The 24,264-nt window shown below is 33.6% G+C and carries 21 protein-coding genes; 11 read left to right on the top strand and 10 right to left on the bottom strand.

Features of this window, described 5'->3' with window-relative positions; translation table 11 throughout:
- Positions 1–45 precede the first annotated feature (45 nt).
- The 4 genes from QZ659_RS09585 to QZ659_RS09570 all read left to right on the top strand — a co-directional run bounded on the left by QZ659_RS09585 (position 46) and on the right by QZ659_RS09570 (position 5,459).
- Complete coding sequence (locus QZ659_RS09585) at positions 46–2,706, top strand: type ISP restriction/modification enzyme (protein WP_291725419.1); 2,661 nt, start codon at positions 46–48, stop codon at positions 2,704–2,706.
- Positions 2,707–2,768: 62 nt separating this feature from the next.
- Positions 2,769–3,905, top strand: coding sequence for a hypothetical protein (locus tag QZ659_RS09580; RefSeq protein ID WP_291725417.1), 1,137 nt, complete (start codon positions 2,769–2,771; stop codon positions 3,903–3,905).
- Between the two features lie 71 nt (positions 3,906–3,976).
- Entirely contained in the window at positions 3,977–4,336 is a 360-nt protein-coding gene (locus QZ659_RS09575; protein WP_291725415.1) for a hypothetical protein, read from the top strand.
- A 25-nt stretch (positions 4,337–4,361) separates the two neighbouring features.
- Entirely contained in the window at positions 4,362–5,459 is a 1,098-nt protein-coding gene (locus tag QZ659_RS09570) for a hypothetical protein (protein ID WP_291725413.1), read from the top strand.
- Between the two features lie 64 nt (positions 5,460–5,523).
- Here QZ659_RS09570 and QZ659_RS09565 read toward each other — a convergent pair whose 3' ends face one another.
- Complete coding sequence (locus QZ659_RS09565) at positions 5,524–6,387, bottom strand: RNA polymerase sigma factor RpoD/SigA (RefSeq protein ID WP_291725411.1); 864 nt, start codon at positions 6,385–6,387, stop codon at positions 5,524–5,526.
- A gap of 661 nt (positions 6,388–7,048) precedes the next feature.
- Between QZ659_RS09565 and QZ659_RS09560 the strand changes: the two genes are divergently transcribed.
- Positions 7,049–7,732 (top strand): DUF2461 domain-containing protein, encoded by a 684-nt coding sequence (locus tag QZ659_RS09560; RefSeq protein WP_291725409.1) that lies wholly within the window; start codon positions 7,049–7,051, stop codon positions 7,730–7,732.
- A gap of 14 nt (positions 7,733–7,746) precedes the next feature.
- Here QZ659_RS09560 and QZ659_RS09555 read toward each other — a convergent pair whose 3' ends face one another.
- Both QZ659_RS09555 and QZ659_RS09550 read right to left on the bottom strand, forming a co-directional pair.
- Positions 7,747–9,288 carry a hypothetical protein gene (locus QZ659_RS09555; protein WP_291725407.1) on the bottom strand — a complete coding sequence of 514 codons (1,542 nt, stop codon included), beginning with the start codon at positions 9,286–9,288 and terminating at the stop codon, positions 7,747–7,749.
- Between the two features lie 120 nt (positions 9,289–9,408).
- The gene (locus QZ659_RS09550; protein WP_291725405.1) at positions 9,409–9,993 is read right to left on the bottom strand and encodes a hypothetical protein; all 585 of its coding nucleotides are present in this window, start codon (positions 9,991–9,993) and stop codon (positions 9,409–9,411) included.
- 312 nt (positions 9,994–10,305) lie between these two features.
- On the opposite strand from QZ659_RS09550, the gene QZ659_RS09545 reads away from it, so the two are divergent.
- Positions 10,306–10,734, top strand: coding sequence for a hypothetical protein (locus QZ659_RS09545; protein WP_291725403.1), 429 nt, complete (start codon positions 10,306–10,308; stop codon positions 10,732–10,734).
- A gap of 124 nt (positions 10,735–10,858) precedes the next feature.
- On the top strand, positions 10,859–11,458 hold the full coding sequence (locus QZ659_RS09540; RefSeq protein WP_291725401.1) for a hypothetical protein: 600 nt from the start codon (positions 10,859–10,861) through the stop codon (positions 11,456–11,458).
- A 65-nt stretch (positions 11,459–11,523) separates the two neighbouring features.
- Here QZ659_RS09540 and QZ659_RS09535 read toward each other — a convergent pair whose 3' ends face one another.
- Together QZ659_RS09535 and QZ659_RS09530 are read right to left on the bottom strand one after the other, a co-directional pair.
- A complete protein-coding gene (locus tag QZ659_RS09535; RefSeq protein ID WP_291725399.1) occupies positions 11,524–12,513 on the bottom strand; it encodes an NAD(P)H-quinone oxidoreductase in 990 nt (329 codons plus the stop codon).
- 67 nt (positions 12,514–12,580) lie between these two features.
- Complete coding sequence (locus QZ659_RS09530) at positions 12,581–13,255, bottom strand: hypothetical protein (protein ID WP_291725397.1); 675 nt, start codon at positions 13,253–13,255, stop codon at positions 12,581–12,583.
- 392 nt (positions 13,256–13,647) lie between these two features.
- Here QZ659_RS09530 and QZ659_RS09525 point away from each other — a divergent pair, with 392 nt between their 5' ends.
- Positions 13,648–14,832: a hypothetical protein gene (locus QZ659_RS09525; protein ID WP_291725395.1), complete on the top strand. Its 1,185-nt coding sequence runs from the start codon at positions 13,648–13,650 to the stop codon at positions 14,830–14,832.
- 84 nt (positions 14,833–14,916) lie between these two features.
- Here QZ659_RS09525 and QZ659_RS09520 read toward each other — a convergent pair whose 3' ends face one another.
- Positions 14,917–15,540 carry a class I SAM-dependent methyltransferase gene (locus QZ659_RS09520; protein ID WP_291725393.1) on the bottom strand — a complete coding sequence of 208 codons (624 nt, stop codon included), beginning with the start codon at positions 15,538–15,540 and terminating at the stop codon, positions 14,917–14,919.
- A 151-nt stretch (positions 15,541–15,691) separates the two neighbouring features.
- On the opposite strand from QZ659_RS09520, the gene QZ659_RS09515 reads away from it, so the two are divergent.
- The gene (locus QZ659_RS09515) at positions 15,692–17,863 is read left to right on the top strand and encodes an OmpA family protein (RefSeq protein WP_291725391.1); all 2,172 of its coding nucleotides are present in this window, start codon (positions 15,692–15,694) and stop codon (positions 17,861–17,863) included.
- A 312-nt stretch (positions 17,864–18,175) separates the two neighbouring features.
- Here QZ659_RS09515 and cysS read toward each other — a convergent pair whose 3' ends face one another.
- Complete coding sequence (gene cysS, locus QZ659_RS09510; RefSeq protein WP_291725389.1) at positions 18,176–19,687, bottom strand: cysteine--tRNA ligase; 1,512 nt, start codon at positions 19,685–19,687, stop codon at positions 18,176–18,178.
- A gap of 160 nt (positions 19,688–19,847) precedes the next feature.
- Between cysS and QZ659_RS09505 the strand changes: the two genes are divergently transcribed.
- Complete coding sequence (locus QZ659_RS09505; RefSeq protein WP_291725387.1) at positions 19,848–20,732, top strand: carboxypeptidase-like regulatory domain-containing protein; 885 nt, start codon at positions 19,848–19,850, stop codon at positions 20,730–20,732.
- A 17-nt stretch (positions 20,733–20,749) separates the two neighbouring features.
- Here the strand turns inward: QZ659_RS09505 and QZ659_RS09500 are convergent, their stop codons facing one another.
- Both QZ659_RS09500 and QZ659_RS09495 read right to left on the bottom strand, forming a co-directional pair.
- Entirely contained in the window at positions 20,750–21,220 is a 471-nt protein-coding gene (locus QZ659_RS09500) for a hypothetical protein (RefSeq protein ID WP_291725385.1), read from the bottom strand.
- Positions 21,221–21,569: 349 nt separating this feature from the next.
- Positions 21,570–22,286 carry a M949_RS01915 family surface polysaccharide biosynthesis protein gene (locus QZ659_RS09495; protein ID WP_291725384.1) on the bottom strand — a complete coding sequence of 239 codons (717 nt, stop codon included), beginning with the start codon at positions 22,284–22,286 and terminating at the stop codon, positions 21,570–21,572.
- 466 nt (positions 22,287–22,752) lie between these two features.
- On the opposite strand from QZ659_RS09495, the gene QZ659_RS09490 reads away from it, so the two are divergent.
- Positions 22,753–23,460 carry a hypothetical protein gene (locus QZ659_RS09490; protein WP_291725383.1) on the top strand — a complete coding sequence of 236 codons (708 nt, stop codon included), beginning with the start codon at positions 22,753–22,755 and terminating at the stop codon, positions 23,458–23,460.
- A gap of 97 nt (positions 23,461–23,557) precedes the next feature.
- Here QZ659_RS09490 and QZ659_RS09485 read toward each other — a convergent pair whose 3' ends face one another.
- A complete protein-coding gene (locus QZ659_RS09485) occupies positions 23,558–24,097 on the bottom strand; it encodes a transposase (protein WP_291725382.1) in 540 nt (179 codons plus the stop codon).
- Between the last annotated feature and the right edge of the window lie 167 nt (positions 24,098–24,264).

Below are 24,264 nucleotides of genomic sequence, written 5' to 3'. Positions count from 1 at the left end.
TCGTAGTTTTGTTATATCTAAAACAGAATTAAAGAAAGCGTTTGAATGCAATTTGAGAATAAAAATACAGCACTTCCCAAGTTTTTTGCCATAGACAATGTAGTAGAATCTTTGCAAGAGGAATTTGAAAAAAATAATCTTCGCAAGACTTCTGAGTACCGTTCTTTGGGTGCTTTTGCTTCGCAGTTTCATAGCCTTCCAGACGATAACTTGCTCAAGACAGCTATTCTGTCTCATCAAATTGTAGAGCCACTTCTCAAACTTCTTTCAGAAGAAAATCAGTATTCTTTTCTGCAAGAGGACATTCTATTCAAAAAATTAGAGGCGTTTTCATCTTTCTTTAAAAATGGCTTTTTAGAACAATGGAAAAAGTATTCTTTGTCATTAGAAGAACTTATTTCAGATTTTTCTAAGCCTAAAAAAGAACAGCTTTTTGTCTATTGGCAAAACAAATTTGAACTCGGTATTGCACCTTTAGAGTTTTCAAGTTTTATCCAACAATCGATTGCTAATATTGAAGCTCCATCGCTGTATCAAAGCACATTTTTTCAAGATATTCAGCCTTCTATCGGACATTCCTATACTTCTACGCTTTCAATTTGGTCATATTATTTTTGGAAAATAAAAGACACTACCAAGCCTACTTTTTGGGCAAATGCAGCCTATTTTGTAGATGTTCCCAAACAAACGTTGCTTTTTGGCTCGCAAGAGAGTGAGGCAGAAGAGTTTTATCGTTCCATTGACGCAAAATATCATATTATCGTAGGAAATTCTTTCAAGACAAGCCAACCTACCCAGTTAGTTTATAGTAAAGAAAACGATAAGAATGAGAATAAAACAAAAGATAAAAATAGCGAAGAGGCAGATTTTTCAGCCATAGATAACCGTGTAATGGCTGCCTATACTCCGATTTATGAGAAGAACAATTTTTCTCCTGTGCCTTTGCGTTTTGTGCGTTGGGCTACGGATAGGCTTACTGATAAAGGCGTTGTAGCTATTTGGTTGCCTTCAATAGTTCTTCATGCGCCTACGTATGAAGGTTTTAGAAAGCGTGTGCAGTCGGAGTTTGATAGTGTATATGTGATGGATTTGGACTATAAAAATGTAGATAAAGAAAATCCGACAAACATAATTGAAGAGAAAACAGAACTTTCTAAAAATGAAAAAGACAACAAAAAGAGTTTTAGCAACAAAGAAAACGAATCAGCATTACTTTTTTTAGTCAGAAAAAATAAGCAGAATTACTCTAATGGTTTTCGTTTGGCTCATTTGCGTTCTCAATGCCCTGTTTATTATTGGAAACCTACCAAAAACTTCAAATCGTTCAAAAATTTTGGAGAAGCCTTAGCCCGAACACAGTTTCAAAACCTCTCTTTCAAGAAGGTTAGTCAAGCCGTAAATTATTGGATTGCACTTCCAGAAGATGATTTCTTAGGCTTTATGCCACTCACTCACAAAGCTACCCAAACAGCCAAGTTTGCAGACGAAGAAACAGCACTTTTCAAATGGGCTTCGCCAGCACTTCTGACAGCAAGAGACGAGTGGATGTACGATTTTGATAAAGAAAATTTAGCAAAAAAGGCGAATTACTTTAGTGATATATATGAGCAGGAACGAAAAGCGTGGCACAGTTCAGAACAAAAAGAACTCTTGCCCAACTTTTTAGGCATAAAATCGAAAGAGAAAGAATCAAAAATAAAATGGAATGCCGAGCTAATGCAACATCTAAAGCGAGACGAAGCCACAGAATACGATTCATTTAAAATTAGGGAGGCTTCCTATCGTCCGTTTGTAAAGCAATTTGTTTATGTGGATGAGGTAATTACGCACCGTCCGTATCAGCAGTTCCGTTTTTTTCCACTTCAAAAAGAGCAAACTCCTAATCCAACCATTTGTGTAACCGTTCATAAACAAGTGCCTTTGGTGGTTCACGCTACGAATTTTATCCCAGACAATGGTTATGGCGCAAGAGCAACTTATACATTTGCTAAATATTATTTTGATGAAGAGACAGATTCTTTCAAAGAAAATATCACAGATTGGGCATTGGAGCAGTTTCGTCATCATTATTCTTCAAAGCCTGTGAAGTTCAAAGCCAAAAACTTCAAGGAGCTAAAGAAGAATTTACAGTCTATGAAAGACAATCAAGTAGAGGCAAGAACGCTTACCAAAGACACTATTTTTGCCTACATTTATGCTGTTTTACATTCGCCAGACTACCGTAAAAAATATAAAAAAATCTTGCATACCGAACTTCCACGTATTCCGATGTATGAAGATTTTTGGAAGTGGGCAACGTGGGGAGAAAAACTTCTAAATCTTCATCTAAACTATGAAGATGCTATCATCTATCCATTAGAACGAGAAGAAAAAGAAGACGATGATAATGAAAAAAATAACAAAAAAGCTATCTTAAAGGCTGATAGAGTGCGTAGCTTGGTTTGGATTGATGAAAACACGTATCTGAAAAATATTCCAGAAGAAGCGTGGCACTACCGACTGGGTGTTAGAAGTGCGCTAGAGTGGGTTTTGGAACACCACAGCGAACGCAAACTAAGGGATAAAACAGTAAAAAAAGCCGTTGAGAAAGGACTTTTTACTACTTATTCCTTCGAAAATCAAAAAGAACATCTGATAGAGCTTTTGAGGAAAGTTTGTAGAGTGAGTGTAGAGACAGTTAAGGTTTTGAGAGAGATGGAGGGATAAAACCCAATTTTTCTTACATCTAATAATTTACCTACCTTTACACTATAAAAAAATTCAACACTATGAACTACAATATTTTAGCCTTTCTAACAATCAGTTTTCTCTTTTATAGTTGTTCAAATGAAGCTAAAAAAGAAATCGAAACTACAGATGTAGATTTTGGCACGAAAAACGCACAGTTTCGCAATACTGAAACCAAAAACGTAAGCCCTTACGCTATGTTTGGAGACAGCTCTTTTGTCTTGATGACAGAAGAGGAGAGAAATAATAAAAATTATTTAGAAATTGTGAATCAAGATAACTCACAGGTTTCTCGCTTAGAAATGGACTCCAAAACAGGTAAGGTCTCTTTATTTGATAAAAATGGAACAGTCTTGAAAACATTTTTCATAGATACAAAAGATGTAGCTAAGTTTTTGAGTGTAGATCCATTAGCTAAAAAATACCCAGATATTTCTCCTTATGCCTTCGTAGCAAATAGCCCACTCCAATATACAGACCCAGATGGTCGGATAATTGTCGATAAAGATGGGAATATTGTGGTTACTGCTACTGGCGAAAGTCATACAGCAAATGCGTCCTCTGAATTAGTTACAAAATTAGATGGAAAAACATCATATTATGAGGTTGAGTATGACTATGATGTTGTGACTATTTATGCAAATGATGGAAGACCTATTTCAGCTAATCTAGTAACTGCTGTTAGATTAATTACAATGACTGTAGACGATAAAACGGGTAAATATAAAAAAACTATAAAAGCTGGAACCACCAATGATATAGACTGTGAAACAAATTGTCATGGGCTTACATTTACAAATGAGAGATTACGTATTAGTAACCCTGATGTAAACGATATTTTAGCTGGTGATAATCACGAAATAGTAGATAATGAAGTTGATGCAGATGCTATCATTTTTAGTGATTTTGACGGTGATACTAATCATTCTGCAAATCGAAATGAAGATGGTACTTATGATGCAAATGATGGAGATGCGATTTCATTTTATAATATTCCATTATCTGAGGCTCGTGGACTAAGTGATCCACGTAAAGATATTTTTATTAAAAAGTCTCCAAATAGAGCTTTTCATACTGATAGAGGCAACGTAAGTGATAGAGGTATAAGACTTATTGAAGGAAAGAGACAAATAAGAAAATTTGAAGAAAATCTACAGAATGAATTAAATAAAAAATGAAAAACAAATATTTGCTCTTATTATTTATTAACTTTTTCATTACTGCAAAATTATTTGCACAGTGCGACTGTATGTCAGATCCAAAAGCTACACTATTTGCTAATAATAAGCAGAAAAAAAAAGTTTACACAATAACATTTAGAGAAGATACTGCAAAAGTTATTGTATTTGCAATGGAATTAAAAAGAAAGAAAAGATATGTATTCAAGACCTATGATAAATACGGCAAAAAAACTGAAAGAATAAAAGTAGATATAAAGACGGTACGAAGAGAGCCTTTGTTTGAAAACGTCATAGATGGCAAAGTACAAGAACAAATAGAGTTTTGTCCGACAGAGAAAAATCTCTTTTTTATGGAGGTACGTTTACTAGCTCCTAAAAAGCCATACTGTACTTGTGCCTATGTTATTATGTTTATTGAGGATAAATGACAGAGAAAATTAATTATCATTCAGAATGAAATATTTACAAATATTATTTATTATTCTACTTCTCTTCTCCTGTCAAGCTACACTAGAAGAAAAAAAAACAGAAGTTTTACCTACAAACATAGTAGAGACAGCACTAAAACTACAAACTCCAAAATTTGAATTAGATTCTTCTGTCGTTCATACAGACAACAAATACTATAATGCAGCTTTTCAAGAGATAAATCAAATGTTATTGGATGAAATTCCTCTTGACTTCAAACGTGCTGTGTTTTTGGTAGAATGGGCGTACTCACAAGGAGAGCTAGATTATACTACATTTTGCAGTGAAATAGACAAGATAGCCAAAGATTTGAATGCCTTTGTAGCTTCAAAAGGACTTTCTAGCTACAAAACGGCTGGCAATTATGCGCTTTTTGAGTTTTTTACCAAGCCACACAAAATGAATAATCATAAGCCTTATACGTATGATTTTGAAGATTTTTATGGAAAAGAAGACCATAAAAGTCTGTTTGTTACGAAGCTATTGAAAACACATAAAGGACAGTGTCGTTCTATGCCAATGCTGTATAAAATATTAGCTATTGAAATTGGCGCAAACGCACACTTAGCTCTCGGTCCGAATCACATGTATATCAAACATTTAGATGAACAAGGAAAATGGGTAAATATAGAACTTACAAATGGTAATTTTTCATCAGATAGTTGGATGATTTCTTCTATGGATATTTCAGCAGAAAGCATTAGAAAAGGTGTATATATGAAAGAACTCACTCTTAAAGAAAGTATAGCATTTTGCTTAAAAACATTAGAAGGTGCGTATGAAAGTCAGTATGGATATTCAAATTTCAATTTGGCTTGTGTAGATACTTCGTTGGTTTATTTTCCTAACTGTATCTCTACTTTGGCAGCAAAAAGTAATGCCTTACGTCATTTTGGAATAGCTTTTCAAAAGAAACATGGTAGCTATGAAAATGCTTGGTTAAAAGAAAACTACAAGAAGTTCAAAGAAGTAAATGCAAAAATGGAAGCACTAGGATTTAGAGAAATGAACCAAGACAAATATGAGGCGTGGGTAAAATCCATGGAAGAAGAGCGAAGTAAGCAACTAGCTAAAATGAAGTAACAAACAAAAACCGAAACTCAAAAAAATTGAATTTCGGTTTTTTTTTATAAATGCCCTTATATTATTAACCTAAATACGGCTTCAAGGCTTTACTACGTGTCGTATGACGCAGACGACGGATAGCTTTTTCCTTAATCTGACGAACACGCTCACGAGTAAGATTGAATTTCTCTCCAATTTCTTCTAGTGTCATTGGATGCTCTCCGTTAAGACCAAAGTAATACGTAATTACGTCAGCCTCACGAGGTGTAAGTGTAGATAATGCTCTCTGAACCTCACGACGAAGTGAATCGTTCATGAGTTCTGAATCAGGCTTATCTTCTGTATCATTTTCCAAAACGTCTAAAAGCGTATTGTCTTCACCCTGTACGAATGGCGCATCCATAGAAACGTGGCGACCCGAAATTTTAAGCGTATCAATTACTTCTGATGGAGTAATTTCTAGCTCATCTGCTAATTCCTCTGGAGAAGGCTCACGCTCATAACGCTGCTCTAATTCAGAAAAAGTCTTTGAAATTTTGTTGAGTGAGCCTACACGGTTGAGAGGCAAGCGAACGATACGAGACTGCTCTGCCAAAGCCTGCAAGATAGACTGACGAATCCACCAAACGGCATACGAAATAAACTTAAAACCACGAGTTTCATCAAAACGCTGTGCAGCCTTGATAAGACCTAGGTTTCCTTCATTGATAAGGTCTCCTAGAGAAAGTCCTTGATTTTGATATTGCTTAGCAACCGAAACAACAAAACGCAAGTTAGCTTTTGTCAATCTTTCTAGTGCAATTTGGTCGCCTTCACGAATACGCTTTGCTAGTTCTACTTCTTCATCAGGAGTAAGCAAATCTACTTTTCCAATCTCTTGGAGGTATTTGTCTAGTGATTGACTTTCTCTGTTGGTTATCTGTTTGCTGATTTTTAGTTGTCTCATCTACTGTGGTTTCCTATTGATAAAAGGTGAGCAATATTTTTATATAAAATAAGTTTCTATGTTGTGTGTATAAAAACTACAAAACTGGTCTTGGCTCTATTAAGATGCTAAAATAGAACGCATTAGAAGTCGTTTTGTTTTAATTCAAGTGCAAATTTAGCCTTTTAAAACAAATTTTTAATGTATATTTATAGTTATTATTTTACGGTAATTGTATAGCAAAAATCGTTCTAAAAAATAAAAACACTCCCATGTTTTGGGTTACTTTGATGTAATAGCAAATTCATATATTCTTAATATACACAATATCATTTGCAAAACACACAAAATTAAATACTGAAAAAGCACAAAATAAAAAAATTAAATATTGCCCATATACTTATTTTTTTCTAATCTAAATATATCAGCTTGGTAAGTTATTCATACATTTAGGAGAAAAAGATACTGACAACTTGGGTGGAAAGACAAGAGAGCTGTAAAGAACAAAAATATTCAAACCAAAATAATTTATTCTAGTTATTGAACTTGTTTAAGAATGGTTTTCTAGCGCAAGATTCCATCTTGTGCTTACCGTTTCATCAGCATATGCCGACTTTTAGGTCTTAAAACAACTTCATTGTTCTTATCTACGCAAAAGTAAAAAATCAGTAATTATCCATAAATGAAAGCTACCTTAGATTTCCTCAACACTCTACACCAAAACAATAACAGAGCTTGGTTCAACGAACATAAAAAAGACTATGAATCAGCAAAAAAAGAACTCAAAAAACTAATAGCTTCGCTTCTGGAACACTTTACAAATAAGATTGACCCAGCTTTTGGAACGCTTGCTCCAAAAGACTGTATTTTCAGAATTCATAGAGATGTACGCTTTAGCAAAGACAAAACTCCTTACAAAACTTATATGGGAGCAGTTATTCATCCAGACGGACGTAAAACTGAAAAACCTCTTTTTTACCTTCATATTGCTCCCAATAATAATTCCTTTTTAGCTGTTGGTGTTTATCAGCCCAACAAAGACTATATTAAAAAGATTAGAGAAGAAATAGACTACAATGCAGACGAACTCAAAGCTATTTTTAATCAGAAAGAGTTTGCAAAGCATTTTGATAATTTTTCAGAATTAGAAAATGGTGTTTTGAAAACTGCGCCTCGTGGCTATGCAAAAGACCATCCCAATATTGAACTGCTTAGGCTAAAACATTTTATTGTAGAGAAAACACTTACAGACAAAGAATTACTCTCTGACGATGTTGCTCAAAAGATAGCAGAGATTGCTCTTGCAGGACAACCCTTAAACGACTGGCTCAATGTCGTTTGGGAGGAAACAGTGGAGAGTGAATGATAAGAAACTAATTATTACTCCAATTCCAAATAAGTTTTTCGCTCTCTGTCTTTAATATAAGCCCTCAAATCTTTATAAGGAATATAAATTGGAAAAAATCGTTTTTGTGAACGGCTATAAAGCGTTAGGCGAAGATTATCTGGTAGGAAATTGTAATGTTCCAAAACGGTAAGCGAATCGTAAGGAGCAAATTCCATTTGGTGACGTTCCGACTCTACTTCTACATGGCGTTTGGCTCTTGAATAAATACGTGCCTCAAAACTGTTTTGTGGATTTTTTTCATCTACTTTGGTTTCGAAAAGATTATTTAATCTAAAAACTTCATTTTTCTTTAAGTCATAATTGAAGGCTACATATTCAGTTCGTTTGCTGCCTTGTCTAATAAAAAACAGTCCACTAATTAGATTTTTATTAGCAAAAAGAATGTTATAATTGATTTCTATGTCGCAGTTTCGATTCTGTGAAACAGTTGTATCTAACTTTGCTAAAAACTCTCTTTGCCACGCATTTACGTGCGATTTGATATAGGTTTCATTAAAGTCCTTCAAAACATTTTCATCTTTTATTCCAGTAATTTGAGGATAATAGACACAAAGCGAACTACCATCAGAAGTTTTGAAACGTTTGATATGATTTTCTAAAGAGTAAGGCAGTATTTTTTCTTGATAATTAAAATCTAGTTTCTGATTGGTTTTGGCAGACTCCCAAACTCCTTTAAAATTGTAATCGTAATCTACCGAACCTTTAAAATAACCAGAGACTGTTTCTGCATCTAGGGCAGCACGCTCTTCAATAATCCATTCAAATTCTTCGTTTTCATCTGCCGAATGGCTTTCATAATCAGTAGCATTTTCTAAATAAATATCTCTCCAAAACGTATCATAAAAATAAACACCACGCTGAAACTGTGGTGAACTTACATCTGCCGTTACACATACATACGCCCAAAGCGAATAATCTTTACCCTCAATTGTTCCTTTCATTCGTAGCCACTCGCCTCGTTCCCATTGTGTAGAAATATTTGTGTTTTGTTGTTCCTGTTTCTCAAAAGGAGTTTTGTCCCAAACAAAATAGGCATTTTTGTAAGGCAAGAATACAGCAGCAGGTTCTTGCCATCTTCCCACAGCTGGATGTGAGGTTTGAGAATACGACAAGCGAGTAGTGGTGTTTCCCCCATCTTCCAAGAGATAAAAAATATATGAATTTTCCTCCTTTATTAGCTTTTGAATGAGCCAAACTCGCTGGGTTAGGTTGGCTTGATAACGAATCTGCATCCGTTCGTTTGACAAATCATACTCAAACTTAAATGTTGGATTTAGCCCTTCATAGGGTTCTATCAATACTCGTTTTCCATTTTTTTCTGTTAAGAGAAACCATTCTTTAGGCAATTTTTCTATTGCTTTGGCAATCTCTTTAGGTTTTTCAAATTCGTTAGACGAAGAACAAGAGAAAAGAAATAAGGAAATAACTGAAAGACTTAGAAAACAAATATCTCTATTTTGAATAGATAATTTGAAAGCAGAAAAAATAGATGGAAAGGAGGTTATATATTTCAAAAGAAACAATTATTTGATAGGAACGACTTAATTTGTCTCTAAATTTACAAAATAGAATTTACAAAAAAAGTCTATTTATCCTATAAATCTCTCTTTTGCGTATTTGGTCTTTCTACTCCCTTATTTTTTACAAAGGATAGGAGTTTCACAAAGTCTTTTTAGGCGTTCCAAACTTGCCATAGTTTCTTTTTCAATCTTGGGTTTGTAGTATAGATATGCCAAATAACGCACAAATGGATTTTCCCCTAATTCGACTTCCAATGTAAAATTTAGTACTGAACTTGAATTTTTATCGGAACTTGCTTCTAGTTCAAACTCGCCTTCTACATGCGTTTGGTAATTTCTAAAATTTGCAATGTATTTGAGTCTTTGTAAATCTTGTTCGGATAGTTCTTTTCTTGAAATAGATTGAATATACAACTCTGCTGTTTCGTTATTTCTCTTACCTTCCAAGGTTTCAAATTTCATAAATGCCCCCACTCCTTTTGGAAACTGGGAATACGTATATTTTGTATCAGAAGTATGTTCCCACGCTTGCCAGTCTAACCATTTTTCCCATTTGGGTAAGTCATACAAATATTCAGAGACATGAGACGAGGAAGAGTTTATTTCAATTTTTTCTTCAATTGTTAGTGTTTGAGGAAACAAAAGACCTCCATAGACAATCAAAGCAGAAATAATAAAAAGTAAAATTGTCGCTCTCATAATTTTAATAGGAATAGAATAAATTACACTTCATTTTTTTTGATGTAACAAAGATATATTCAGACATCGTAAGGGATATGAGGAGTAAAAAAAACAACCTCCTGTCGAAAATAAAATAATACCTACACCAACAAAGAAATAGTTTATTTGATTCCTTTTTTAATTATATAGCTAAATTTAATCTTCTTTTTATCCAAAAAACCCCTCAAAATATTTTGAAAAGCGACTGATTTTGAGTAACTTATACAAACAACAAAAAAATAAACACAAACCCATTTAAAATAAACACAAACACACAAAAATTTAAAAATTATGGTCGCAACTGCAAATCCAACTACTGACAAACACGTACAAAATTATTTGCGTGGGCTGGCTGAAGAAGTCAATGGAAAATACACTGATTATTCTGACGATACTGTCATCGTTACTATTCCTCTAAATGATGGAAGGTATCAAAATGTAAAAGGATATATTATTCCTAGAGGCGATGGCGTTATGTTAGAATTTATCTCTAAAGTCTGTAAGTTAGAAGATTATCCAAAGATTAGCTTAGAAGAACTTTTGGAACTCAACCACGGACTTTGTTACTCTAAAATTTTACTTATCGATGGTTATGTTGAAGTAGGTGCATCTACGAAATACGAACTCTGTACTTATGACCAAGTTCGCTATATGATTTTTGAAGTTGCACGAGTAGCCGATGAATTAGAAAACCGTTTTACTGGAAAAGATGTATATTAATATGTATTACTCAATGTTATAGAAAATCCTTATTTTTTGCCAAAATAAGGATTTTTCTTTTCGAATATTTTTTGTGTAAATTGATAAATATCTTAATCTATTTTACCTTATTTACTCTCAACTTATGAATATCAAAAAACTAAATTACTGTCTTCTAATTGTTCTATGCATTTTTACTTTTTCATGTAAACAAGAACAAAAGAAAGAAGAAACAGAGCAAGTAGAAGTTACTCAAACAGAAGAAGTAACTCAAACTATAGAAGAAGACGTAGAAGAAACAAAACCAACAAATGACCTCACTATCTATCAAAATTCTTTCTTAGGTCTTTCTCCAGACACAAAAATTACTGATTATGCAGGAACGTTGGAAAAAGGTCTTTTACAAACTGGAGAAGGCGATTTTGATATTTACAACATCAAAGATAAAGAAGGAAACACAACGGGATATTTTACACCCTTTGGAGAGATGGAAGATTCTGTCGGAATTATTGTTGTAACATCAGAGCTTGCCCAAACGGAAGATGGTATCAAAATAGGCGATACTTTTCAAACTTTACTAGAAAAATATCCTAATTTGGAAGTCTTTGGTTCTGAAATAGAAGGCTATACACAAGCTGTTGTTGGTCGTTTGGGATATAGATTAGACGAGCAACATTATAATTATGAACTCAAACCTAGCGAAATAAAAAAAGACACCAAAATTATAGAAATTACAATTCGCTAAAATTGTGTCTCTATTAAAAAAAACTCAATGCAAAGTTGCTTTGCATTGAGTTTTTTATTGAGGATTTATTCAGAAATTGACAAAATAATCTTTCCTTTATTCTGATTGTTTTGCATGTATTGATGGGCTTTTTCAGCGAAATTCCAATCAAAAACCTTATCAACAACTGGCTTTAACTCTCCACTTTCAAACCAAGGCATAGCAAATTCTATAAACTCTTTGGTAAGTTTTTGCTGATATTCTAAAGAACGAGAACGAAGTGTAGAGCCTGTCACTTGAACACGTTTCATCAATAGTTTTGCTAGGTTTACACTCTCTAGTTTTGCTCCACTCATGGCAGCCAAAAGCACGATTTTTCCATCTGTGGCAATGCTGTTAATATTTTGATTCCAATAGTCTTTTCCAATAAAATCTATAATATAGTTTACGCCTTTGTCTTCTGTTTTTTCCAAAACTATCTTTTCAAAATCTTCATTCTGATAATCAATGACTACATCTGCCCCCAAACTCTGACAAAAACTGTGTTTTTCCTTTGAAGCTGTTACAAAAACTCTCATTCCCAATGCTTTACAAATCTGAATAGCTGCCGAACCTACTCCACTTGCTCCTGCATGAATCAGAATAGATTTTGAGTTTTTTTCGTTAATGCCAAACGTCCAAGAAATCGTCTGAAAAGCTGTCAGAAAAACCTCTGGAATAGCTGCTGCCTGCTCATAAGAAAAGAAGCTAGGTTTTGGAATCGCCATTTTCTCATCAATAACAGCAAACTGGGCGTAACCTCCACCTCCAACTAATCCAAAAACTTCATCACCTACTTTATAGCGAGTTACATTTTTTCCAACTTCTACCACCTCTCCAACAAGTTCTAATCCTAGAATTTTTGAAGCTCCTTTGGGGGGTGGATATTTTCCTGCTCTTTGCAAAAGGTCAGCTCTATTTAGTGCTGTTGCTTTTACTTTTACCAAAACTTCATTTTCTGATGGTATTGGTTTTTCTACTTCCCCAATTTTTAAAGGCTGGTTTGGATTTTCGGTGTTGTGTAAGACTGCTTTCAAGTTGTGTTGTTTTTAAGTGTAAAAACCCTAAGGGTCTTGAAGACCATTAGGGTTTGATAAATTTTTCTTATTTCATTTTCTCTAATTCAGCAATTTTTTTCTTGAGAGCTTCTCGTTTTTGCTCATTATCTTTTTGCTCGGCTACATTTTTCTCAATGGCTTTTTCTGCCTCAACAATTTTCTTTTTGTATTCTTCTATGCTTTCTTTCAAATTTTTATCTTCTTTCTGATTTTTTTCAATGTCTTTTTCTTTGTTTTTTAACTCATCTTGTAAAGCTGCAATTTGTAAATTGATTTGTTCTAAACGAACCTCTTTTACCATATTCTCTAACCAAGAACGAATATTTTGAGCTTCTTGTGGGTGTTCTTTGCTATTGACAGCCAAATCATACCCTAACGTCTGAACAGCTTGTAACGTCATTTTCCCTTTTTTCTCTTCTATAAAAATATGCAAATCTGAAGTTTTGTCTGAAAACTGCTTTACCACTACTTCTTTTGCATGATAATTTCCTTTCTTACTCTTATATTTGATTTTTTGAGAGTCTAACCACTTTTCAATAGCAATTTGAAGAGCCTTTTCAGCATCTTCTGACATTGCATCAAACTGAACTTCAAAACCATTTAGCGATTTTTTCTTTTCTATTTTTATGGGCTTTTCACTTACATTTTGAGCCGAAACTGAAATACTAAGAGCTAAAAATAGAACAACAAACACAAAAAATATAGTGTTGATTTTTTTCATTTTATGAATTATTTTTTAGATTGATTTTAATAAAATTTTAGTTTTGTATAAAACTGATTCTAATACGAAAGACTTTTTAGAAAGTTGCAAAAATTATTTTTTGACTTTTCTAATTATCAAGACAACTTAAGTCTACAACTTATCGTTTAGCGCATAGTTTTAACAAAAGTTAGTTATACGATGTTATTTTTCTTAAACTACAAAAAACAATCTCAGATTAAAAATATTTTCTTTAGAGTACTGGACACGATATAAAAAGTTATTGGTGTCGCTATGCTAAAACACCAACTAACAGTACTTTTCCCCTGTTCTATGACTCATGGAACAGCAAATGTCTGTTCATGTCCAATACTCTATATTTTCTTCTAACTCAATTCTTTTCAACTATCTCAATGCAAAAACAACTACTTTTTTTATCCTTATTTTTAGCTTTTTATTCTTCTACTTTTTTAGTAAAAGCACAGTATGCCACAGCCGTTTTTGAGTATGAAAAGTCATCTTTCAACAATAGTCAAAGCCTGCCAGCCGAAGAAAACTTAATGGTCAGTGGAGCAGCACAGCCTGAAACTGTCTTGGTAGAAATTGTCATTTTGGATGACAAAAGCAATCGAAAAGATAACCCAAAGCCTCTTTTTGTGGCTTCGTGGGTACGCCCTCCGTATTCTAGTATTGGTACGTTTACTGTTCCTGTTAATTATAAATTACGTGGTTCTTCCAAATATGATGTTCAGATAGATTATTATAGAAGAATTACAGATATGGAAAGAGAAAACCTTCGTCAAGACCTCTACAACAACCTTTTTGCTTATGCAGAACAATCTTTTACTGTAGAAAGAAAGCGTGCTAGAGTAATTGGAGGAACAGCACAACTTGTCAGAAATCTCAATGAAATTGCAAGAAAAGGACTTTCACTTTATAGAAATAGAAGCCAACTTCAGTTTGAAGGCTTTTCAGATTTGGTAGTTTCCAAAATTGAGCAAATCAATAAAGCAAATCTCAAAAAAGGAAAATTCATTTTCTCAAAGCGCAAGAAAAAAGATGCTCGTGCAGATTATAGAGAGAAATTAATGACCGAACTCAAACAGCTTTTGGCAGCCGAACTAGGACAAGTTTTGAATGTAGATTTGCTCGTCTTGCAAGACAGAAAGTTTATGGACGACTATCCTACCGAAAAAACTCGCACCGAAATTCCGTTGAATGTAGGTTATGGTGGTGTTCATTTGGCAGGTACAAATTCTGAAAACAGTTCTTTTGGCACTTCTCCGTATGCTGGTTTGTCGTTACCACTTGGTAAAAAAGGTTTTGCAGGACAGTTTTGGAGTAGAAGTTCGATATCCGTAGGCTTTTTTTGGAGCAACTTTGAAGATGGAAATGGTGAAGAAATTACAGGCCCTATTTTCAAACGACCGACATACATCGGCTTAGGGTATAGAGTGTTTCGCTTTATTCGATTTAATGCAGGAGGAACATTTTTAGAAGATTCGACACAAGGAGGAAGAGTATTTGACCAAGTGTATATCCGTCCTTTTGTAGGTTTTAGTGCAGAGTTTCGTTTTTGGATAGATTTGGAAAAGTAGATTAGTCGTTGGTGGGGACACCAACAACGGCAGAAATTTTCATTCTCTGTGTTCTCTCTGAACTCTGTGGTTAGTAAAAATAAACTATACTGATTTCTTAAAAACAATCATTCTATCTTTCTGTATTTCAGCTTCTAAATTATAAGTTTCTGCAATAAACTGAATCGTCTTTTCTGTATAAATAAAAACGTGAGTAGTATCTTTTCGGTAATACCAGTTTTTAAAATCTGTTTTGTAATCGTATAGATGTGTCATTACTATTAATGAGCCTGTTGGTTTCAAAACAGAAAGTAGCTTTTGAATTTCTTTGGCAGGGTTATAAAAATGCTCAAAGACTTCACAGCTAAAAATATAATCGTATTGGTAGTCTAAATAATTTTCATTCGGATAAAAATAAGGGTCGTAAAGCTCTATTTTGTAGCCCTTTTCTTTTAAAAGTTTGGAAATTACAGGACCTGTACCACAACCATAATCCAAGCCCAAGTCGTTTGGTGTAAAGTGTTGAAGAATCGTCTTCGTAATCGGCGAAGTAAACTTTTGATAGCCCAAATCATTGACATCGTTGTTATGATTTTCATACATTGATTTTTCTTGTTGGCTATCTACATAAAATTTTTGGTCTTTTACATAAGCACCACAACCGGCACAGATGAAATAAAATTCATCAGCTTTATTTTTTAACGTTGTGTTGCATAGTGTACAGTTCATATTCAAACAAGTTAAGGTTTAGAAATGATGAATCAAAAAAATAAGATTATCGGTACACTTTAAATGTGTCAGACAATTCACATCCAACTGTACTGACATCCTTGAGATGTCTGACAGTTTTAAAATATTGTAACTTTTTTATCGTACTGCAATGAAAAAAATATACTTCCTAATTCTAACATTTTTCTTAACAATTCCTTTTGGATTTGGTCAGCAAAATAACTTCAACTGGCGCATAGGTCTGCAAACTGGAAATATGACCTATCGTGGCGATTTGAATGAAAAGTTTTGGCAATCCAACGATATGTTTGCTACTGACTTCAATCAATTTTCCTTTGGGTTAAGCATAGAAAACACACCCAACAAAACACTTTCTAATCGTCTTCAACTCACCTACGGAGAATTTACAGCCAACGACAGAGCAACTGGAATTTTGGAACGTTCTTTAAATGTACAGACTAAAATTTATTCGGCAGCCTATATTTTCACTTTTTATACAGACAACGGCTGGCTCTTGGGAGAAAACGCTTTAGTTTCTCCTTATCTGATGGCTGGAATTGGAGGAAATTATTTTGAAACGTATGGCGATTTGTATTACAACGACAATCAACCTTATTATTATTGGTCAGATAATACAATTCGTGATGCTGCCGAAAATAGTGGAAACGGACAAATAATAACGCAAGATGGAAGTTTCGAAACTCGCCTTCAAGATTTTAATACAGAAAGTTCAACTGGTTATTCGCCTTATTCGTTAAATGTTCCTTTGGGAATTGGTTTGAAGTTTCGTTTGCTCAACCGTTTAAGTTTGCATTTGCAATCAGTTGTAAATTACTCCTTGACAAGTGATTTTTTAGATGATGTAAGTGGAGATTTTCGCTCGTCTTACGAAAGTGCAGAAACGGCTTACATTGCCAATCCAGCAAATTACAATGGTGGACAAGGCAGTCGTGGAAATACTGGGCAAGGTTTCTTGAAAAATGATGCTTTTATTTTCACTTCTTTTGGAATCAGTTGGTCGTTTTCGCCGAAAAAACAGGCTTTTCGTGCACCAGCTTTGTACGCAGCTAACAAACCTAAAAGTGTTTTCGAACTCAATCCAGATTCTTTAAAAACAGTTACTGTTGATGGTATTCCAGATTATACAAAAAATTCTGAAATTAAAGTCGAAACAAATACCTCTCAAAATCAAAATTCACAGAATAATCAAAATGCTCAGCAACAAAATCAAGGTCAGAATCCGTACAATTACAATCCAAATCAGCAATATCCGTATCAACAAAATCCAAATCCCCAAACTGTCAAGATTGATATAAATGTCAATGTTACGACAAGTAAATCTGGTTCGGATAGTAGCATTACAAGAGTAGAGGTTATTCCCCAAACTGGACAAACGACTACTAATTCAGCTTCTAAAACTGAGCAAACAACAGAGCTTGAAGAAACCAAAGCAGAATTAGAAGAACTACAAAATCGCTTGAAACAAATCGAAGAAGACAAGAAAACTAAAAAAACGAGAGCAGAACGAAAAGCAGATGAAGAAGCACAGAAGCAAGCAAGATTAGAAATGGATACTCTTCAAAAACAATTAGAAGAACTTAGAGCTGAAAGGCAAAACAATCTGTCTATTACGCTAGACAATCCAAATCAAGCGACTACAACTACACAAAAACAAGATTCTGCGATGTATAAACTAATGGAATTGCAGTTTTTGTATATGCAGCAGCGAATGGCAGCCTTAGAAAAGCAGTTGGAAACACAAGAAATTCAAAATCAGAATACAGAAAAAAACCAAGATTTGTCTAAAATTGAAAACCAACTTTCAACACTTCAAACACAACTTGAGCTTTTGGCAAATCAAAGACAAAATGAAAAGTTAGTAGAAACGAATAGTAATTGGTCTGAAAACTCAAATCCAGTTTCCAAGAAAGATACTGTTGTTGTTGTAAACAAAGATGAAAAAACACCAATTACAAATCAGAAAAGTGAAGTGGTAGGTGTAAAGAAAATAGAAATTTTCTTCAAGACAGGCTCTTCTACTGTGATTCCAAAAGACAAAGAAAAAATATCGCCTCTGATAGAAGTCTTGAAAAACGACAAGAATTTGAGCGTTCGTATTTATGGATTTACAGATTCAAAGGGAAGTGCAGCCTTCAACCAAAAACTCTCTAAACAGCGCACTGATGCCGTAAAACAGTTATTTTTAGATGCTGGAATTTCAGAAGACCGAATTGTAGAAGGTTCTTTTGGGATAGATACCAACAACCCTTACAGGGAAGATTTTTATGGGCGTAGAGTAGAAATTGAATTGGTGGGGAAATAATATATTCGTATGTTATTTGTCAAAGGCAAGCCGTTTGACCTACAAATTTCATCATTAATAAAAAAACGACTTTGAAAATATCAATATTTCAAAGCCGTTTTTCATTCGTAATTCGTAATTAACGTGAACTCGGGATTAAAAACCAATCTTAAATGCTTCTCTATACACTACAAAAACTATTTTAGGTCTGCTCTAACGAGACTGACCTACTTTTAATCAAGGTCAGCCCAAAGGGCAGTACCGAAGATTAAAAGAATATCATAACTCATTGATAATCAATAAATATAATTCCAAATTCACGTTAATTAGATGTTACTCCTCATACGCCCAATCAATCTTATCTTTCATATCTTTGAAGACAATTCCGATTTCTTTAGCTTTGCTTCTCAAATAATCTACTTTTTCGTAGTTTTTAGCTTCTTTAGCTTCTTTATACATTTCTACTAAAGTAGTTATCATTTCTTTAAGCATTTTCTCGCCTTGTGGCAATTCTTCCTTGATTCCCAAAACTTGTTCAGTAAAATCAATCAGCGTATTTTTTAGCTTATCAAATGATTCCTTAGAAATTTGAGAAAAATCTAACTGCCCAGTATGAAGCATATTTATTTTCTTGACAAGATTAAATAAGGCTGCAATAGATTTGGCTGTATTAAAATCGTCATTGATGCCTCTAAAAACAGAAGTAACCGATTTTTGAATATCACTTTCCTGTTTTTCATTAATATTTGGCTCAATTTCACTTGGATACTCTAAACTTTTTGCATTCTTGATGCCGTTCATAAGTTTGAAATAGCCTTTTTTAGCTGCTTTTAAGGCTTCGTCTGTAATGTCCATTGTGCTACGGTAGTGCGTTTGGAACATGAAGAAACGAAAGACCATAGGAGAATAGGCTTCTGAAAGCAATTCAGAATTTCCACTAAAAAGCTCATCTGGCATAATTACATTTCCCAAAGATTTGGACATCTTCGTGCCATTCATTGTCAGCATATTGGAATGTAACCAATACTTCACAGGTTCTTTTCCAGTCGTAGCTACGGCTTGTGCAATCTCACATTCGTGATGAGGAAACTGCAAATCCATTCCTCCACCGTGAATATCAAACTGGTCGCCCAAATATTTTGTACTCATTACAGAACACTCCAAATGCCACCCTGGAAAGCCTTTACCCCATTCGGTGTGCCATTGCATAAGGTGTGAAGGGTCTGCATTTTTCCATATTGCAAAGTCAACAGGATTACGTTTTTCATCTTGTCCGTCTAATTTGCGTGTGCCTTGTCCTTCTAACTGTTCTTCTACATTTCTACCAGAGAGCTTACCGTAATTGTGTGATTCGTTATACTTTACCACATCAAAATACACTGAACCATTCGACTCGTACGCAAAACCATTTTCAATAATTTTCTTGACCATTTCGATTTGTTCAATCAAATGTCCTGTGGCTGTTGGTTCAATACTTGGTGGGATGTTTCCTAGTTCTAGCATCACATCGTGAAAACCGTTAGTATAACGCTGCACAACTTCCATCGGCTCGACTTTTTCCAAACGAGCTTGCTTAGAAATTTTGTCATCTCCTTCGTCGCTATCCCCTGTTAAGTGTCCGACATCCGTAATATTTCGGACATAGCGAACTTTGTATCCCAAGTACGTCAAATATCTATACACCACATCGAAAAACGTAAAAGTACGGCAGTTTCCTAGGTGTACGTCATTATATACCGTAGGACCACAGACGTACATTCCCACGAAGGGCGCATCAATGGGTTCAAATTTTTCTCGTTTGCGAGTAAGTGTATTATAGATTAAGAGGTCTTTTTCAGGATTCATTCAGTGAATGGATAATGGATAATGAAAAATGGATAATTAGACAAATTTACCAAAAAACAATCAATAGAAATAGAAAAGTTCTAATTCCATTCAATTTTTGCAGCATTTTGAGTAGAAACTATCGTAAGGATGAAAACTCATTAACAAAATTTAAAAACCTATGAAAAAAGTTATACTTTCTCTACTCTTTATTTTATCATTTTCTTATGCTACTTTGGGGCAGATTTTAGTAAAAGGGAAAGTCATAAGTGATTATGGAGCTTTACCTGGTGCTATTGTACAAGTAAAAGAAACAGATAGAAGTACAATAACTGACATTGAAGGAAGATTTTTAATTACTGTGGAAAATAAAGACGATATTTTAATATTTCGTTGTGTTGGTTATGAAACGAAAGAAATGACTGCTTCAAAAATAGGCAAAAATAAAAACATAGTTTTACTTGAGCAACCTGTGCTTGATCATCCTACAATTTCCTACCCTCTAATAATAAATTATTGGAGTGGCGTTCTCTACAATCCCTATGGTATCTCTATAAGCAAAACGAGGCGTTTTTATTCTCTCAACTTTAATATTGACTTTGACTTTGGATATGGCACAAACTTCAAGGAAAATCAAGATTTTTACTGTAAGGTAGGAACAGATATCCTAAAGAAGGTATTTTATTACAAGTTTCAACAAACCACTTTTGAAGATTTAGACGTAAAAAACATAGTTACCACCCACTCTTTGATAAGTAAGAGTAATTTAAAACCTATCAAAACTGAACTTTTATATGGAATTGGTTATCAAAAATTTTTATGGAAAGGAGTGGAAAATGATAAATCTACAAATTTTGGCGTTCATTTGGAAGTTTCAAAATACATACATCTTATACGATTTTGTATTTCAGCCAAATCCTTCTATTGGCAAGAATACTGGGCGTGGGAGGCAAATCTAAATAGAAAGTTTTATTACGAAAAACTAGAATTGAACACAGGAATTTCCTATCGCCAAATAGCACAAGACTTTAAAGAAGTCAATCTGACTTTGGGATATATATTTTGAGTCTATATGATAGTATATCATACTACCGTAAATCGTACCCATTCTGAAGAAGGATTACTACCTAGCGTATCTATATAGGCTTGTACATACCATTGGTGTGTTGCATTTCTGCCCTTATAGGTAGGCATAGCTTCTTTAGACAATACAAACTCGCCTTCAAATTCATAGTTTTGATTTGCTTCTAAAGAAAGACTTTCGATAGATAGATTACTCTCTGACTGAAAAAGTATTTCTTGTTGCTTTACATCCCTTCGTTTACCATGTGAAACCATAGGGTTATGTAAATTTACATTTCTAGCTATAATAGTTTCTTCTGATTTTAAACGAACAGCTACTTTTCTAATAGTAATTGGGGAATCACTTACTGAAACAGTTACTCTCACAACAAAAAGTGCTTTCATAGAGCTTCCGTCTATTTGAAGCTGTACTAAAGCACTTTTTCCTGTAATTTTGTCTGTAAAGGATTGAATTTTCTTCCAAATACTCATAGCTTTTTAGGTTTAGATAAATATGGATATTTCATTTAAGATACAAAAAAAACTATAGTTACTTATAGCTTTTTCCAAATTATCAACTTTTACATTTACTAGTCTTGTAGGAAGGTCTATCTTTTTTACTCTTTTGGTGCTTTAAATATCTTTATTGGAAAAGTTGTTTAAGACCTGAAAGCGAGCGAAGCTAATGTATTTTTATACACTTATTGGTACTGACCTATTGGTCTGACCTTAGTATATTAGGGCACTCTATGGAGTAAGTAATAAAGGAGATTGCAAAAACACAAAAAAAGACAGCTATTTTCTAGCTGTCTTCTTAAAAAATTATACTTTAAACCTTAGGTTAATTCTCATCAAAATAACCTCTCTTTTTTGCCATAGCTTCTTTCCAACCTGCTGGAAAGATAGCATATTCAATGTTTTCAAAGTTTACCATCATTTCTTTTACTTTGTTTTGAATTGAAATAGGTAATTCGTAAAAACTAGCATCTACATTTGTATATCTATCAGAGTCTAGTACTCCATTTTGATGATAAATCATGACTTTCTTTTCCTTATGATGAATAATAAAGTTTATTCTACCATCATCATATTTATTCATTCCAACACTTCCAAATACTATAATTGGGTCAACTTCCCCATCACTATTCAAGTCTTCTAAACTTAGAAACTTTGTCCAAAACCAGACACCCGTTTCGTATTGTTCTTCCCTAATATGATTATTAGTTTCGGATATTCTAGTATATTTTCCGTCTTGATATTTAATATACACTTCCTGAACTTTGCTAATAGCATCTTTTGCTTTGGCATCAGCAGGTAAATATTCTGATAAAACGATATAATATTTCCCTTTTTTATCTGAATAAGTATGAACTTGAAAAATGGGATAATGGATAGCTAAATCGGCTTTTCGTTCTGTTGTAAAGATTGAGTTTATCTCTTCTTTAGAAAGTTTTTTACTGGTTGTGTTTTGAGCTTTTGCACCAAAAGTAAAAAAAAGTAAACTAATGAGAAGACAAAAGTAGAAAGAAGTTCTTGATAGAGAATTAAAACGTGTCATAGATTTGACTGAAATTTAAAATTAAAAAGTATTGATAATTAAAAAACTCTCTTCGTAGTAGTTTTGAGTGAGAAGTGAACCTACAACTTCTTTGCCACCTAACCTTAGTAGTGCGTTTCTTTTTTATTTTTTTACAGTTGAGGAGTAGAAAGAAAACTTGAATCAGAGCTTCTTTAGATATTGTATTACTTCTAGGTCATTTTTTAGAGTAGCTATTCTAATGTGTTTGATTCCCTTATTTGTATTTACCTTGTTCTCTCAAAGATATTCCTAAATTGATACAATGGTAGAGTAAAAGGCTGTTTCCAAATACTTCAGCAAGTCTAAGTCTATATTTAGCCCTCTATAATTTGCTCATTTTTAGGGAAGTGTGGGGAATTTTTAAGGTTAGATGAGCTAAAATATTTTTTTTTATTGTGATGTAAAGGTAGAAGTCATTTTTACTCACCATCAATCCAAAAACCAAATGAGAGCCAAATTTATATTTTTGATAGTTAGCTTTTTACTTTCTTTTTCTTTATTTGCTCAAGACGAAAACGAGAAAAGTCCGTGCAGGTTTACCAAAACTACATATTATAATGGAAATGGAAGTATGAATTTTTATGTGATAAGACAATACACTGATAAAAAACAAGAAGTAGGAATGACTTATCACAATCCAGATGGCTCATTAAGATTTTACTATAAAGACGATGTAAATGAAGAAGGAAAAATAACAAAACGCACTTGGTATGATGCAGTCAATCAAATGACAAGTTATACTATTCACAATTATAATGAAGATGGATTAGAAATTTCTCATTACAAGTATTTACCAAACGGAACAGTAGAACATTATCGTAAGTTTGAATATAATGCTGAAAAACAGCTCATAAAAAAAGAATATAATTATGAAGGAGAACTTTATGACTATACAATGTACACTTATACAGAAGATGGTAAAATAGACAAAATGAAAATTTATAAACCCGACAACACATATTATAGAACCCTATCTTATCAATATGACGAAGATGAAAAGCGAAAATACTACGACACCTATGAATCTGATGGAACAAGGTCGTATCGATATACTTTTTACTATGATGATAAAGGGAAATTTTATAAAGAAATTTGCTTAGACAAAGACGGTAAGATTTATACTAAAAACGTATATGAATATGTTTGTGATTAGTTCTTCATGTTCCTTATTAGTGTTTTAGTTTAGGGTGGGTTTTACCATAGTTTTAAATACCCTTATTGGTATTTTAGCGATAGCGACACCAACAAGCCTACTCTCCATAACAAGAAGTCAAAAAACTAAAATCCTCTTTGTTTTCAATATAAAAACGAGCTGATGAGTAATGATATTCTTCTGGAGTTGAGACAAGATTCCACTTTTCTTGAATAGGGTTAGCGTGAATGTACTCTAACTTTTGAGTTATCATTTTGTCATTGTAGCAATAAACAGTAAGTGGATTCCTTTGCCAAAACTGATATTTCCTATCTTTCAAATTTACTTTGAAACGCTCCAAAACAGCAGGATGATTATTTTTTAAATCTTTCTTGATATTCTGACTTACATACTTGAGAAAATCTCTTTGTACTTCTTCTTTCGTAAAAGGAGGAACAATACGCCAAAGCAAATGAATATGATTAGGCATAATAACAAACCCATACAACTCTATACGATTCTTAACCACCAAAAATTCCAAACTCTGCACAATCAAATCTTTATACTTATCTGGTTGGAGTAGCTTCTGCCATTTCAGTATTGTTGCTGTGAAGAAAGCAATGTATCTGTGTTCGTAGAGGTCAGTTTCTTTTGTCATTTTTAGTCTTCATTATCACGAAAAATAAAAATACCCTAGTTGGTGTTTTAGTTTCGGCTTGCCGTTATGTCACCAATGAGCATATCACTTGTTTGTTGTTGGTGTCGCTATCGCTAAAACACCAACCTTTAGTTTAGCAGTATCAAATTTAGTTGCAAAAAACAGCT

It is taken from the genome of Bernardetia sp., assembly GCF_020630935.1.
Classification (GTDB): Bacteria; Bacteroidota; Bacteroidia; order Cytophagales; family Bernardetiaceae; genus Bernardetia.
Note: the sequence above shows the minus strand (reverse complement) of the source record. Positions and strands in the feature narration are given on the sequence as shown.